Genomic DNA, 15,515 nt, shown 5'->3' on the forward strand with positions numbered 1-15,515 from the left:
CCTTCTGTGTCACGCGTCTACTCCGCCGCTCTCGAGCTTCTGCCCGCTGGTGAAGTGCGGGGCAATCTTGTTGTCGAACATGCTGAGGGCCGATCCGATCGCCATGTGCATGTCGAGGTACTTGTAGGTCCCGAGGCGCCCGCCGAACAGCACCGACTTCTCGCCCTTCGCCAGGTCGCGGTATGCGAGCAGCTTCGCCCTGTCATCGGCGGTGTTGATCGGGTAGTACGGCTCGTCGTCCTTCTCCGCGAAGCGCGAGTACTCCCGCATGATGACGGTCGCGTCCTTGGTGTAGTCGCGCTCCGGGTGGAAGTGCCGGAACTCGTGGATGCGGGTGTGTGCCGCGTCCTCGTCGGGGTAGTTCATGACCGAACAGCCCTGGAAGTCCTCGATCGGGAGGACCTCCTCCTCGAGGTCGATGGTGCGCCACGAGAGGTCACCCTCGGCGAAGTCGAAGTACCGGTCAACGGGGCCGGTGTAGATGACCGGGACCTGGCCGAGGGTGCTGGAGCGCGAGTAGTCGTGGCCCTCGTCGAAGAAGTCCGTGTTGAGGTGGACGTCGATGTTGGGATGGTCCGCCATCCGCTCGATCCACGCCGTGTAGCCGTTGACGGGCAGACCCTCGTACTTGTCGTTGAAGTACCGGTTGTCGTAGGTGTAGCGGACGGGGAGCCGGGAGATGATCTCTGCCGGCAGGTCCTTCGGGTCGGTCTGCCACTGCTTGCCCGTGTAGTACTTGATGAACGCCTCGTACAGGGGCCGGCCGATGAGCTGGATCCCCTTGTCGTTCAGGTTCTGCGGATCCGTCCCGGCGAGTTCCCCGGCCTGCTCCTGAATGAGGGCGCGGGCCTCGGCGGGTCCGAGAGCGGTGCGGAAGAACTGGTTGATGGTGCCGAGATTGATCGGCATCGGGAACACCTCGCCCTTGTGGCGGGTGTAGACCTTGTGCACGTAGTTCGTGAACTCCGTGAAGTTGTGGACGTAGTCCCAGACGCGCTCGTTCGAGGTGTGGAACAGGTGGGCGCCGTAGCGATGGACCTCGATCCCGGTGCGAGCCTCGTTCTCGCTGTAGGCGTTCCCACCGATGTGGTGCCGCCGGTCGAGCACGGCCACCTTGAGGCCGAGCTGGGTGGCCGCCCGTTCAGCAATGGTCAGGCCGAAAAAGCCCGATCCAACGACAACGAGGTCAACGTTCACAAATGCTCCTGGATTGATTCGAACCACGGACATGCCCGCTTAAGGCTACCCGACCTGACATGCCGCGCTACGCATCACCGCGCTCACAGGCCCTGCAGCCACCACCGCTGCACCGTGCGGCCGGCCGTAGTCCACAACCCATCGATCGCCGCCCGCACAGGACCGATTCCGCCCTAGCCTCGGACAGAGTCACCAACCCAGGAGGCCTCCATGGATCTGCACGTCACGCTCACCAGCGCTCCCCCGGTCGCCTTCCCCGCCCGCGAGATCGTCGTCGACACGCTCGCGCTGCCCACGGGCGCCACGCTCGCCGACCGGCTCGGAGCAGCAGGGTACGAGGGGCCGCTCACCATCGACGGCGCGTCGCTGACGGCGATGACCGCAGGCGAGGGCCGCCTGACGGACGGCGCGGTGATCGTCTGCGGTGCGCCTGCAGCACGGGACGTGCGGGCGCGGGTCCCTCCGCTCGCCTTCGTCGTCCACGCCGGCCCGGACGCCGGCCAGGTGATCCCACTCTCACGCGGCAGCTACACGATCGGGCGTGCGGGCTGTGACATCGTGATCTCCGATCCCGCACTCTCCCGGCGGCATGCACTGCTCACCGTGGCCGGGGACACCATCGTGCTCGAGGATCTGTCATCCGTGAACGGCACCTTCGTCGACGGGGAACGGATCAGTACTGCGCACATCACGGTGTCGGCGACCCTGCTTCTCGGCGGGAGCCGGTGCCGCATAGAACTGGTCGACGACGACAGCTGGCGCTACGTCTCTCCCGCGGACGTGCTCGAACCCGTGCCCGTCGCGTCGGAGCCTCCAAAACGACCGTCCCGCCTCCTCGTCCTCACCGCGGTGCTGCCGCTGGTCCTCGGCGTCGTCCTCGCCGTCACCACCGGGCTGTGGTTCTTCCTCGCCTTCAGCGCCCTGTCGGCCGTGACCGGGTTGGTCCCCCTGCTCACCCACCGGCGGGATGCGCGCATCTTCGCGGACACGGTGCGGGACGCAGCGGGGCGGGACCGGCAGCGGCGGGTCGCTGCGGTCCCCGACCCGGGGCAGACCGCCCTCGATGCCCTGCGTGCCCGCCTCCACGCCCCCGTACGGCCCGCGGCAGGCGCGCCGCCGCTCTCCCCGGCGATCCTGCTGAGGCTCGGCACCGCCGATCAGCCGGCGAACCTCGCGGTCGGCCACGCGGCAGCGACGTTCACCCCGCCGCTCCTGGCCGATCTCCCGCTGGTGGTGCCCGTCCATCCGCGCGGTGGCGCCGGCGTGCCCCCACTCGGATGGACGGGTATCGACGAAGCACGACAACGATCCTTCACGGTAGCGGGTGAGCAGGCGGCCGTCATGGGCCTCCTGCGTGCCCTGCTGCTGCAGGTCGCACACCCCCTCCTGGGAGCGCCACCCGTGGTGTGCTGGGGTCCGGTCCGGCACCTCCCGCTCCCTGCACGGTTCCTCCCGAACGTCCTGCTCACGCAGGACCCGCGGGTGCTGGCAGGAATCATAGAGCAGACGGACGTCCTGCTCGTCTTCCAGATCGGGGAGGATCCACCGAGGTTCGCTCGCCGCTCCGGCGTCACCGTCGTCCGTTTCCTACCGGACGACAGCGCCGCCGACACACCGACGAACAGCACCGCTCTGCCGTCCGCCGGCATGGTGATCACGGCCGACGGCGCCCGGGCACGCATCGACGGGAGTGAGTACCGCCTCCTTCCCGACGGGGTGTCGGAGCGGACCTTCGCGCGGACCGCCCGAGCGCTCGCCGGGGCCCCACGTGCCCGTGGCGCCGTGACCGTCCGCCGCCCGGGTGTGGGATGTGCCGCCGGAGCCCTGCCGCCCGCCGTCTCCCTCTGGTCCGAGTCGCTCCGGCCGGACACCCTGGCGTCGTCGATCCCCGCCCGATGGTCGACGGCCGACGCGGGGCGTCCGGCGGCCTTCATCGGGCGGTCCGGCACCGGCCCCGTATCGATCGATCTCGTGAGGGACGGGCCGCATCTCCTGATCGTCGGCACCACGGGCTCCGGCAAGTCCGAGTTCCTGCGGACCCTGGTGCTCGGGTTCGCACTCGGTCAACCCCCAGAACAGCTGTCCCTCCTCCTCATCGACTACAAGGGCGGTTCGGGCCTCGGCGCGCTCGCGGCACTCCCCCACTGCGCTGGAAGCCTGACGGATCTGTCGTCGGAGTCGACGGCTCGGGCCCTGACGTCGCTGAGGGCGGAACTGCGACGCCGCGAACGTCTCTGCGCCGACCACGGCGCCCAGGACCTGGAGGAGCTGCGCAGGATCATCCCGCCTGGCTGCCCGCCCCGGCTCGTGGTGGTGATCGACGAGTTCCGGATGCTGGGCGACGACGTCCCGACCGCGGTACCGGACCTTATGAGGATCGCCGCGCTCGGACGGTCGCTCGGCGTGCACCTCGTGCTCGCGACGCAGAGGGCGCAGGGAGCCGTGACGCCGGACATGCGGGCGAACATCACGACGTCGATCCTCTTCCGGGTCCAGACCGCGATGGAGTCGCAGGACCTCCTCGGCTCCGGAGTGGCGGCGGACATCCCCGTCGACATCCCGGGCCGGGCGTTCCTGCGCCGTGGGAGCGAACCGCCCGTCGCCGTGCAGGTCGCGTCCTCGTCCGACCTCCCGAGGACGAGCGCCACGCCCGGGTGGCAGGACGTCGTGACCTATCTCGAAGAGCCGCAGACCGGCGGACCATCCCGGGAGACCCGCACTGCAGACAGCACGGACACCGCCGACGGCGCCACCGCCGATGCCCGCGGGGCGGCAGCGCCTGCGCCGACCGTGCTCGGACGGGCGGTCGCCGGGGTCATGGCCGCTGCGGGCGGGGTGGCTGCCCCTCGTCCGTCCCGCCCCGTCCTGCCGTCGCTTCCCACCCGTCTCACCCCCGCAGCCTGTGCCGCGTTCCCACCGGCCGATCAGCCGGACAGCACTGCCGACAGCTCCGCCGAGGCTCCCGGGGTGCCCCTGGGAGTCATCGACCTGCCCGACCGACAGGTGCAGCGCCGGCTTCAGTGGGATCCGCACAGCCACTCCCACCTCGCCCTCGTCGGACTTCCCGGCAGCGGTGCCCCGGAGGCCCTCGCCGCCGTGGTGGCAGCCCTGCCCGCGGCTGAGCCGGACCTGCACCTGTACGTGCTCGACGGGAGCGGAACCCTCGGCGCCTGCTCCGCGGACCCGCACGTCGGGGCATACGTGCCGCCCGACGAGGCGAGGCGGGCGGGCCGCGTCCTCGAACGGCTGGCCGGAGCGCCGCCCCGGAGCCGGGAGGACCCCGTCCCGGTCGTCCTCGTGGTCACGGGCTGGGGGCGATGGAGCAGCCAGTTCCGCACCGGCCGCCTCGCACGGGCCGAGGACGACCTGCACGGCCTCGTCCGGGACGGAGCCCGGAGCGGAGTCACCGTGCTGATCGACGGTGACCGCGAAGTGACCACGTCACGGCTCTTCGCCCTGTTGCCGAATCGCATCTATCTGCCCCTCGGCGCGCATCAGGAGACGACGATGACGTGGCCGAGGATGCCGCCGATCGACCCCGTCCCGGGACGGGGGTTCGCCCAGGGACGGATCACGGGCAGCTGGGGCGACGGCACCTGCCAGCTGCTGACGGAACCCGGTGCCGCCGCTGGGCCGGTGCGCCCGCCCGCACGGCCACCGTTCCCGGTGCATCCGCTCCCTTGCGTGGTGCTCCTATCGGATCTCGTCGCGGCAGGGCGGATGGCAGGGGCCCGGCCGGGCGAGGAGGACCTCCTGGTGGGCGTGCACGGCGACGACCTGCGGATGTTCTCCGTCGCCCTGCGCCCCGGGGAGGTGTACCCGGTGCTGGGCCACGCGGGATCCGGCCGCTCGAACACCCTCAGGGTACTGGCGCACGCGGCCGCACGCCTGGCACCGCCGTACTCCGTCCTGGCGCCGCCGAGAGACGCCTCACACACCGCTGCGCTCGCCTACTGGCGGGACCTCGACGGAAGCAGCGCGGATCCGGACACGGCCGGCCGGTACCTCCTCGTCGTCGACGACGCCGACCGGCTGCCCGCCGACGTGCAGCAGACGCTGTCGGGATTCGTCGCGCGGGGCGCAGCGGCCGTGCTGGCCGCCGCTCCCGGTCCTGCGCTCATGACGCGCATGCCGCTCGCGCTGAACGCCCGGGCCGCGGGCCGGGGACTCGTCCTCGCGCCGAGGACGGCGGCCGACGGCGACCTCCTCGGGGTGCGGCTGGAGCCCGACGGGCCCGTGATCCCCGGCCGCGGGTACGCCTGCGATCCCGCAGGCGTCGTCGAGGTGCAGGTCGCCCGCACGTCGGACGACCAGGAGGAAGCCGGCGTCCCTTCCGGGTGCGTCGGGCCTTACAGCGCCTTGTCGGCCCCGGTCGTCCGGACGGTGTACTCGACGACCGGCCTGGAGAAGAGCGTCACGATGACGACGGCGGCCGGGACGAGAAGGCCCAGCCCGACGAGGGGTGCGCCGGTGGAGAAGTAGGGGAAGGCCAGGATCACCAGGAACAGCTGGACGACGAGCGAGGGCGACCGCGGCCAGCGGAAGCGCGCGAGGAGCTGCCGCGCCAGGGCGATCAGACCCGCACCGACGAGGAGCAGGAGGACCGCCATGAACACGGATCCTCCGACCGAGAGGGCATCGGCTCGGAAGGCCGTCATGACGAACCCGGCAGCGGCCACCAGCAACGCGATCGCTTCGAGCACCAGGATCACCGCGATCAGGACGACGCCGGGAGGACGACCGGAGGGGGGCAGGGCGGGATCAGGAACCACCCTCGAACCCTACCCGACGCCCTCGACGGCATTCAGGAGCCGATGGGATCGACGAAGGTGCTGTGACAAACCCCTCACCCGCACGGCCAATCGAACCTGTAAACCCCTTGTTTACCCGCTGGTAACGTGACAGCCTTAAAAGCAGTGGATACCCGGGGGCCCAGAGTCGGCCCCCTTTACTATGAGCCCGCTCGTGAATGTTTTCACAAATACGCAGCGCGGTCGAAGGAGAATGTGATCACCATGGATTGGCGTAGTCGCGCAGCCTGCCTGGACAAGGACCCGGAACTGTTCTTCCCGGTCGGCAACACCGGGCCGGCGCTTCTTCAGATCGAGGAGGCCAAGAGTGTCTGCCGTCGCTGCCAGGTGCAGGACACCTGCCTGCAGTGGGCCATCGAATCCGGGCAGGACGCCGGAGTATGGGGCGGACTGAGCGAGGACGAGCGCCGGGCGCTGAAGCGCCGGGCCGCACGGGCACGCCGCGCATCCTGATCGATCCCGGGTGGCGACACCCGGTCGAGCGGACAGCGGGAACGAAGACCGACGAAGGGCCGCCCATCGGGCGGCCCTTCGTCGTCGGTGCAGTCGTCGGTGCAGTCGTCGGTGCAGACATCGGCGCAGGCACCGGTGGAAAGTGTCCGGGTGTCAGGTCCCCTGGTTCAGGCGCAGCGGCAGCTCGATCGTGACGGAGGTCCCGCCGCCGCCGCGCGTGCGCCACTCGATGGTCCCGCCGAGTTCGCTCGTGACGAGCGTCCGCACGATCTGCAGTCCCAGTCCCTCCGCATGCCCGCCGGCCGGGAGGCCGACGCCGTCGTCGGCGATGGTGACGCGCAGGATCTCCTCCCCGTCGACCACGGTCCGGCGGTTCGCCATGAGCCACACGGTGCCCGCCCTGCCGGAGAGCCCGTGCTCGACGGCGTTCGTCACCAGTTCGTTGATCACGAGGGCCAGCGGTGTCGCGAGGTCGCTCGGGAGCTCCCCGAAGTCGCCGCTCCGCTCGGTGCGGACCGCCTGCGACGGCGAGGCGACCTCCGCGGAGAGCCGGAACTGACGTGAGATGAGCTCATCGAAGTCGACGCTCTGCGCGAGGCCCTGGGACAGCGTCTCGTGGACGAGGGCGATGGTGGACACGCGGCGCATGGCCTGCTCGAGCCCGAGCTTCCCCTCCTCGCTGACCATCCTGCGGGACTGCATCCGCAGGAGCGCCGCGACGGTCTGGAGGTTGTTCTTCACCCGGTGGTGGATTTCCCGGATGGTGGCGTCCTTGGAGACCAGTTCCATCTCGCGGCGGCGGAGTTCGGAGACGTCCCGGCAGAGCACGAGGGCGCCGAAACGCTCCTTCTCGTCACGCAGGGGAATGGCGCGCAGCGACAGACTGACGCCGCGCGAACCGATCTCGGTGCGCCAGGGCATGCGCCCGGTCACCACCAGGGGAAGCGTCTCGTCGACCATCCGTCGGTCCTTCAGCAGCGCCGTCGTGATCTCCGCGAGCGGACGGCCCTCGAGGGTCTCGACGTCGCCGAGCCGGCGGAAGGCGGAGACTCCGTTCGGGCTCGCGTACTGCACGATGCCGTCGACGTCGAGCCTGATCAGGCCGTCACCGACGCGGGGGGCGCCGCGGCGGGAGCCTGTGGGCGTCGCGAAGTCGGGCCACAGGCCCAGCGTCCCCATCCGCAGGAGGTCGTAGGCGCACTGCCGGTAGGTCAGCTCGAGCCGCGACGGCATCCTCGAACTCGACAGGTCCATGTGGGTTGTCACGACGGCGAGCGTGCGGCCGTTGCGCACCATCGGCACGGCCTCGACGCGCATCGCCATCTCCGTGGTCCAGTTCGTCTCGCCGGACCGCTCGATCTTCTGTGACTCCCAGGCGACGTCGACGAGCGGCTGCAGGTCGGCACGGATCCGCTCACCCACGAAGTCGCTGTGGAAGACGGTGTGCGACGTCGACGGCCGGGCGTGGGCCAGCGCGACGTAGCCGCCGCCGTCGAGGGGGAACCACAGGGCCAGGTCGGCGAAGGCGAGGTCGGCCACCATCTGCCAGTCGCCGACGAGGAGGTGGAGCCACTCGGCGTCGCCGGGTTCGAACCCTGTGTACTCGCGGATGGGGTCGGTGAAGATTGCCATGGGATCTCTCTTTTGCTCGGGCCTGACACGGCGGCACGATCCGTGCCCGGCGCGAGGACCGGCCGGACCTGCGGATCGAGGTGCCGCAGGTCCAGTCTGTCACTCGCGGCCGTCCGCGACAGGACGGCCGCGCACTACCGGACGATCGACCGCAGGAGGCGCAGCGCCACCGAGAGGGAGGAGATGTCGTCCTTCTCGAGCATGTTGACCTCGGCGAACATGTTGCTGGCGCGCTGCAGCTGATCGGCGTTGAGCTCCTGCCAGGCCAGCAGCCGCTCCCCCGCGTCGCGGGTCCGCAGGTCGCTGGTGGCCCGCATGACGGCCACGGTGATGTCCGCGATCGTGGAGTAGAGGTCGTCGCGCAGTGCCGCCCGTGCCAGGGCCTGCCAGCGGTCCGTCCGCGGCAGCTTGGTGATGCGCTCGAGCAGGTTGTCGACCTCGAAGCGGTCGTACACCGCGTAGTACACCGTCGCGATGTTCTCGACCGGCTCGTCCACCCGGCGGGTGCTGTGGGCGATGTCGAGCAGTGCGAAGGACTCGAACTGCTCCGCCCAGTGCCGTCCGAGTTCCTCGGGCAGGTCCCACGCGGCCGCCGTCGCCGTCGCCTCCCGGGCGCGTTCGAGGTCGCAGCCCCGGAGGTACTCGGCGAGGTGCGAACGGAACGGTGCGACGAGCGGCTTGAACGCGTCGATGTCCTCGCCCACCGCGGTGCCCTGCTCCACATGGTTGACGAACCAGCGCACTGCCCGGTCGAGGAGCCGGCGCAGGTCCAGGTGCACCGTGGTCCACCGGTCCGTGGGGAAGTCGGCGGGCAGTGCCGCGAGCGCGTCGACGGTCTCGTCCAGCGAGTAGATCTCCCGCAGGGCCACGAAGGCGCGGGCGACCACGGGTTCGGGTACCGAGGTCTCCTCCATCACCCGGAACGCGAATGTGATCCCGCCGAGGTTGATGATGTCGTTGGCGATGACGGTCGAGATGATCTCCCGGCGCAGCGGGTGCGTGTCGAGCAGGTCGTCGAAGCGCTCCACAAGCCGTTGCGGGAAGTACCGCCGGAGGGTGCCCTTGAAGTAGGGGTCGTCAGCGAGGTTGCTCGCGGACAGGACCTTCGTCAGCTCGATCTTCGCGTACGCGGCGAGGACCGACAGCTCCGGCGAGGTGAGCCCCTGCCCCGCGTCGATCCTGCGGCGTAGCTCAGCCGTGGTCGGCAGGGCCTCGAGGGCGCGGTCGAGGTCGGCCTTCTTCTCCAGCCAGTCCATCATCCGCTCGTAGCTCGGGCTCCACTCGACGACCCGCTGGCGGTCGTTCAGCAGGAGGACGTTCTGGTCGATGTTGTCCTGCAGCACGAGCCGGCCGACCTCGTCGGTCATCGACTGCAGGAACTCGGTCCGTTCCTCGGGCTGCAGGCGCCCTGCCCGCACCATCCGGTCCACGAAGATCTTGATGTTGACCTCGTGGTCCGAGCAGTCGACACCGGCGCTGTTGTCGATGGCGTCGGTGTTGAGGATGACGCCCGCGAGCGCGGCCTCGATCCGGCCCCGCTGCGTCATGCCGAGATTGCCGCCCTCGCCCACCACCCGGGCGCGCAGTTCGCTGCCGTTGACGCGGATGGCGTCGTTCGCACGGTCGCCGACGTCGCCGTTCGTCTCGTCCGTGGCCTTGACGTACGTGCCGATCCCGCCGTTGTAGAGCAGGTCGGCGGGGGCGCGGAGGATCGCCTTCAGCACCTCCGGCGGGCTCAGCCTGGTCACCTGCTCGTCCAGGCCCAGCGCCTCGCGCACCTCCGCGGAGATCGGGACGGACTTCGCCTGCCGCGGGTACACGCCGCCGCCCCTGCTGATGAGGGCGCTGTCGTAGTCCTCCCAGCTCGACCTCGGGAGGTTGAACAGCCGCCGGCGCTCCGCGAAGGACGCTGCGGCGTCGGGGTTCGGATCGAGGAAGATGTGGCGGTGGTCGAAGGCCGCGACGAGGCGGATGTGCTCGGAGAGGAGCATGCCGTTGCCGAAGACATCGCCGCTCATGTCGCCCACTCCGACCACGGTGAAGTCGTCGGTCTGCGTGTCGACGTCGAACTCGCTGAAGTGCCGCTTGACAGACTCCCAGGCGCCGCGCGCCGTGATGCCCATGGCCTTGTGGTCATAGCCCACGGACCCGCCGGAGGCGAAGGCGTCGCCGAGCCAGAAGTCGTACTCGGCCGAGAGCTCGTTGGCGATGTCGGAGAACGACGCCGTCCCCTTGTCGGCGGCGACCACCAGGTAGGTGTCGTCGTCGTCGTGCCGCACCACCCGGACGGGCGGCAGCACCGATTCGGTGGTCCCGTCCGCGGTGACCTCGGTGATGACGTTGTCGGTGATGTCGAGCAGTCCCCGGATGAATGTGCGGTAGCTCGCCTGGCCCTCGGCGAGCCATGCCTGCCGGTCGACCGACGGATCCGGCAGCTGCTTGGCGAAGAAGCCGCCCTTCGCGCCTGTCGGCACGATCACGGCGTTCTTGACGGTCTGCGCCTTCACGAGCCCGAGCACCTCGGTGCGGAAGTCCTCGCGCCGGTCGGACCAGCGCAGGCCGCCGCGGGCCACCTTGCCGAACCGGAGATGGACGCCCTCCACCTGGGGAGAATAGACCCAGATCTCGAACTTCGGCCGCGGGAACGGCGCCCCGTCGATCCGCGAGGTGTCGAACTTGATGCTGACGTGCCGCTTGTCCTGGAAGTAGTTGGTCCGGAGGCTCGCCTCGATCAAGTTCGCGAAGGTCCGCAGGACCCGGTCCGCGTCGAGGGTCGGCACGCCCTCCAGCCCTTCGTCGAGCGCCGTCCGCGCCGCCTCCATGGCCACCTGACGGTCGCCGTCGAGGTCGGGGTCGAAGCGCGCGCTGAACAGGGCCACGAGCGCGCGGCTGACCACGCCGTTGCGCCGCAGTGTGTCGGCGACGAACCCGTAGGAGTTGGTGTTGCCCATCTGCCGCATGTACTTCGCGTAGGCGCGGAGGATCAGCACCTGGCGCCAACCGAGCTCCTCGCTCAGGACGAGGCGGTCGAAGGCATCGGACTCGCTGTTGCCCGTGACGGCGGCACTGAAGGCGTCCTGCAGCAGCGCGGCCGTGCCGAGCGGCGAGATGCCGGGGGGGTACTTCAGGCCGAGGTCGTAGAGGAAGAAGGAGCGACCGTCCGACCGCGTGATCTCGAACGGCCGCTCGTCGAGCACCTCGAGGCCCAGGTTGTGGAAGTACGGGAGGATCTGGGTCAGGCTTTTGGCCTCGGTCAGGTAGAGCTTCAGGCGTGCGTCCGCGGGATCGCCGGACTCCGGCACCCGGGGTACGTACACGTGCAGCTGAGGTGCCCCGGATCCCGGCTCCGCGAGCTGCTCGAACCGCGCGATGTCCTCCAGGGCGTCCTCGACCTCGTAGTCCACCCGGTAGCCGGCCGGGAACGATTCCGCCCACAGTGCGGCGAGGCGCTGGGCGGTCTCCTGCTCGAACCGCTGCTGCGCCACCTCCACGATGCCCTCGGGCCAGGACCGGGCTGCGCGGACGAGGCGCTCCTCGAGGTCCGCGGCATCGACGGCGGGGATCTCCGCGCCGCGCTGCAGCCGGATGCGGAAGAACAGGCGGGCGAGTGCGGACTCGCTCATCCGGGCCTCGAAGTCGATCGAATCGGCGTCGAGCGCGGTCCGCAACTCCTGCTCGATGCGCAGGCGGACGCTCGTCGTGTAGCGGTCGCGCGGCAGGTAGACGAGGGCCGACATGAAGCGGCCGTAGACATCCGGGCGCAGGAAGAGCCGGGTGCGGCGGCGCTCCTGCAGGCGCAGGATACCGAGGGCGGTGGACACGAGGTCCGTGACCTCGATCTGGAACAGCTCGTCGCGCGGGTAGGTCTCCAGGATGGAGAGCAGGTCCTTGCCGGAGTGGGAGTCCGACGGGAAACCGCACCGGCGCAGCACCTCGGACACCTTGTCGCGGACCAGGGGCACATCGCGCACCGACCCGGTGTAGGCGCTGGTCGCGAACAACCCGATGAAGCGCCGCTCGCCGTTCACGTTGCCCTGGGCGTCGAAGCTCTTGATGCCGATGTAGTCGAGGTAGGCGGCGCGGTGCACCGTCGACCGTGAGTTGGCCTTGGTGATCACGAGGGCGCGGCGCTCACGCGCCTTCGCGCGGCCCGCCGCCGTGAGCTGCTGCAGCTGCCCGCCACTGCCGTGCCGCAGCAGACCCAGCCCGCTCCCGTCACGCACCCGGAGGGCGTCGGCGCCCTCCTCGTCGGTCACGAGCTCGTATTCCTTGTAGCCGAGGAAGGTGAAGTTGCCGCCGTCGAGCCACCGCAGCAGCTCCTGCGCCTGCCGCAGGTCGGGGATCTCCTCCGCACCCGCGATCGTGTCGAGCGACGCCTCGATGGAGCGGACCGTCCGGCGCATGGCGGGCCAGTCCTCGACGGCGGAGCGGACGTCGCCCAGCACCCGGTGGAGGCCGTCGATGACCGACGACTTCACCGCGGCGTCGGGGAGGCGCGCGACCTCGACCGCGATCCAGGACTCGATGTGCGTGGTGCGGCCGCTCAGGCCGGCGAACTCGCCGATGTCGGGCAGCGCGGCGGTGTCCCCGCTCGACGCGCCGGCCGTCGAAGGCACGCGCTTGAGTGCCGTCAGGGCGTACGACTCGTCCTCACGCACAGCGAGGAACGTCGGGTGGACCACGAGCTGGATCGCCGCGCCCTGCCGGACGAGCTCCGCAGTGACGGAATCGACGAGGAAGGGCATGTCGTCGGTGACGATCATGACGATGCTGGAGGTCCCCTGATCCGTGACCGCGACGGCGGCTGTCCCGGGTTCGCGGGTCTCCGCGAGGTCACGATGCGCGAAGGCCCGCTGGCGGAGGTCGGTGGGCTGGTACCCGACGGCGTCCTCGCGCGCGAGATGCTCGAAGTAGTGCTCTACGAAATCCTCCCGCGACGTGTCCGAGTTTGACTGATCCGTTGTCCTGGATCCAGACGACATGGGGAGGGCCTCCGTAGCGAAATGAAAGGCCGCTTCATTGCGACCTCTTACCGGGGAAGCCTATCCGGGTTGCCTGGAAATCTCACCTCGCGCAGGCGCCGCCCGGGCATGCGGCCCCGCCTCCCGTCGACCGGCACCTCGACGAGGTCCGCGATGGCGATCCTCAGCGCGGAGGCGGGCGCCGTCTCCAGCAGGGCCGTCCCCGCGAGCAGGGCCTGATCGGCGGCGGCGTGGTCCACCGGCAGGAAGGCGGCGATCCCGGTCGCGGGACCGAAACGCTCCCATGCCTCCCGTAGCTGCGTCTCGGGGGCACGTCCCACCGCCGCTGCCCGTACCTTGTTGAACACCACGCGGGGTGCGGCGGTCGGTACCGCGTCCGCGAGTTCGGCGAGCGCCTTCACCATGCGCGGGACGCCGACCGTGTCCGCGCCCCCGACGGCGATGACCGAATCGGCCACCTCGAGGCACCGCAGCGCCGCGCCGTTCCGACGGGGCGCGAGGGTATCGAAACTGAGCTCCTCGTCGGCCTCGAGACAGAAGCCGCAGTCCACGACCGTGACGTCCACGAGGGAACGGGCGGCGTCGAGCACCTGCCCGAGGGCGGCGGGACGCAGCTCCGGCCAGCGGTCGGGACGTGTGATGCCGGTCAGGACCCGGAGGCGGGCACCCTTGATGGCGACGCTCACGGCGATCCGTTCGAGCACCGATCCGGTGAAGCCGCCCTGGTCGGCGATCCGGCAGGCCTGGGCGAGGCCGGCCGATTCGTCCAGCAGCCCGAGCGACGCACCGATGCTCGCGCCGTAGGTATCGGCATCGACGAGCAGGACGGAGGTGCCGGACGCCGCCAGTTCCGCCGCGATGTTGAGCGCCACGGTGGTGCGACCGGGGCTGCCGGACGGACCCCAGACCGCCACGACCCGCCCGTCCCCCGGCCCTTCATCGGCGTGCGACTCGGCATGCGACGACGGCGCCGTTGCGTCCGGCTGGTACAGCGGGTCTGCGTAGGCGAGCGAGCCCCGCGGCCGGGCGGAGCCGTCGCCGAATCTCTCGACCGCCCGCGCGACGGCGTCGGCGAGCACCGCCGCCTCGACCGTGGCGCTCACGTACTCCACTGCCTCCATGGGATCCGGAACCGGTGCGCCGTCGGTCAGCGCGACGACGGCGACCCCTGCGAACCGCAGCCGGTCGACGAGCGACGCGGTGAGTTCCGCAGCTCCGGGTGCGATGATCGCGGCCCGCGCCAGGCCGGACTGGCAGGCGGCGACGAGGTCCGCCAGCTCCTCGCAGCGCCGCACCACCGTCACCGGCCCGCGAAGCTGCTCGAGGCCCGGGACGTAGGCGCTTGCCGCCGGCCCGAGCGTGACGACCGGGATGCTCACGCAGCACCGGGGTTGAGGACCACGGCGATACGCGCGTCGTTGGCGAGGGCGTCCAGCAGTTCGGGCATGGCCCGGTCGTCGACGAGCACCTGCACGAGGGTCGAGGCGCTCGCGCCGAGGGCCGACTCCCCCACCGTCAGCTCGGCCACCTCCGCGGCCTCGAGCAGGAGCCGCGGTTCCTCGTACGTGTTGGTGTCCGTGCGGAGCGATACCCAGACATCGACGCGGTCGCCTGCGGCGGTGCCCGTGGGAAGCGGGTCCTCGACCGAGAGTCCCACCGGCTTCCGGTCCAGGTCGTCGGCGCTCCCGAGCGCGGACGACGGGACGAGCTCCCCCTGCGGAACGAGCCTCGTCGCGACCGCGCCCTCGGGGATCCCTTCGTCGACGGGGAGGTACGCTCCGGCGGAGTCGCCCAGCCGAACCGGGGTGGCCACCAGGTCCTCGGCGGTCAGGACGGCGCCGACCGGGATGTCCTGGCGCGCGGAGTACACATCGGTGGTGGTGTTCTGGCTGTCGAGGAGTGCGACGACGCCGGCTGTAGAGGCGAGCACGAGCAGCACTCCGATCAGGAGCCGCGGGTCCTTCCAGGACGGTTTCCTGAGCCGCGGGGCATCTGCCGGCAGCTGCGTGGCGCGCGTGCCTGTGCTCACTGTCGTCCCCCATCAGGCCGGTGCCGCCCGATCGGTCGGCGCGGTTCTGTCATTCTGGCCCAGGAGGGGACCGAAAGGAACCGATCGGCGGCAAATCGAGTCAAAGCGTGTGGAAATGCTCTTCGATCGGCACTGCCGGTGGCACACTGGAGACACCTCCGACGTACCAGGAAAGGCGGACCCGTGGCCGAGCGGCGTTTCCTCACCCTCGCCGATGTGGCCGAGGTACTCAACATCAGTTCGTCCCAGACATACGCCCTCGTCAGGTCCGGGGAGCTGCCCGCCATCCAGGTGGGCGGCCGCGGCCAGTGGCGCGTGGAGACCCGGGTCCTCGAGGAGTACATCGCGAAGGCGTACGAGAAGACGGCCTCCGCCCTGAGGAACGACGCCGAGAGCACGCCCATCCTCTGA

General features: G+C 70.3%; 8 protein-coding genes. 3 read left to right on the forward strand and 5 right to left on the reverse strand.

The genetic code is table 11. The annotated features are described in order from the left end of the window. Positions 1–9: 9 nt before the first annotated feature. Entirely contained in the window at positions 10–1,197 is a 1,188-nt protein-coding gene (gene glf, locus AC4D2C_RS14525) for a UDP-galactopyranose mutase (protein ID WP_490915572.1), read from the reverse strand. Between the two features lie 210 nt (positions 1,198–1,407). Between glf and AC4D2C_RS14530 the strand changes: the two genes are divergently transcribed. Continuing rightward, positions 1,408–5,679, forward strand: a complete 4,272-nt coding sequence (locus AC4D2C_RS14530) for an FtsK/SpoIIIE domain-containing protein (RefSeq protein WP_490915573.1) — start codon at positions 1,408–1,410, stop codon at positions 5,677–5,679. A 533-nt stretch (positions 5,680–6,212) separates the two neighbouring features. Further along, positions 6,213–6,461, forward strand: coding sequence for a WhiB family transcriptional regulator (locus tag AC4D2C_RS14535; protein ID WP_055769355.1), 249 nt, complete (start codon positions 6,213–6,215; stop codon positions 6,459–6,461). A 153-nt stretch (positions 6,462–6,614) separates the two neighbouring features. Here the strand turns inward: AC4D2C_RS14535 and AC4D2C_RS14540 are convergent, their stop codons facing one another. From AC4D2C_RS14540 to AC4D2C_RS14555, 4 genes are all read right to left on the reverse strand, one after another. Next, on the reverse strand, positions 6,615–8,093 hold the full coding sequence (locus tag AC4D2C_RS14540) for a PAS domain-containing sensor histidine kinase (RefSeq protein ID WP_104049599.1): 1,479 nt from the start codon (positions 8,091–8,093) through the stop codon (positions 6,615–6,617). Positions 8,094–8,227: 134 nt separating this feature from the next. Continuing rightward, the gene (locus AC4D2C_RS14545) at positions 8,228–13,075 is read right to left on the reverse strand and encodes an NAD-glutamate dehydrogenase (RefSeq protein WP_490915574.1); all 4,848 of its coding nucleotides are present in this window, start codon (positions 13,073–13,075) and stop codon (positions 8,228–8,230) included. A gap of 47 nt (positions 13,076–13,122) precedes the next feature. Continuing rightward, on the reverse strand, positions 13,123–14,454 hold the full coding sequence (locus AC4D2C_RS14550) for a CpaE/TadZ family protein (RefSeq protein ID WP_490915575.1): 1,332 nt from the start codon (positions 14,452–14,454) through the stop codon (positions 13,123–13,125). Further along, complete coding sequence (locus tag AC4D2C_RS14555; RefSeq protein ID WP_490915576.1) at positions 14,451–15,104, reverse strand: CpaB family protein; 654 nt, start codon at positions 15,102–15,104, stop codon at positions 14,451–14,453. Before AC4D2C_RS14555 ends, AC4D2C_RS14550 begins: the two co-directional genes overlap by 4 nt. 183 nt (positions 15,105–15,287) lie before the next feature. Here AC4D2C_RS14555 and AC4D2C_RS14560 point away from each other — a divergent pair, with 183 nt between their 5' ends. After that, entirely contained in the window at positions 15,288–15,515 is a 228-nt protein-coding gene (locus AC4D2C_RS14560) for a helix-turn-helix domain-containing protein (protein WP_334210467.1), read from the forward strand.

The sequence above is a fragment of the Arthrobacter sp. TJ-240 genome (assembly GCF_058269195.1).

Bases quoted from the DNA above. Each gene is read 5' to 3' on its own strand.
- AC4D2C_RS14545 (WP_490915574.1), bottom strand. From the start codon at position 13,075: ATGTCGTCTGGATCCAGGACAACGGATCAGTCAAACTCGGACACGTCG.
- AC4D2C_RS14530 (WP_490915573.1), top strand. From the start codon at position 1,408: ATGGATCTGCACGTCACGCTCACCAGCGCTCCCCCGGTCGCCTTCCCC.
- AC4D2C_RS14540 (WP_104049599.1), bottom strand. From the start codon at position 8,093: ATGGCAATCTTCACCGACCCCATCCGCGAGTACACAGGGTTCGAACCC.
- AC4D2C_RS14535 (WP_055769355.1), top strand. From the start codon at position 6,213: ATGGATTGGCGTAGTCGCGCAGCCTGCCTGGACAAGGACCCGGAACTG.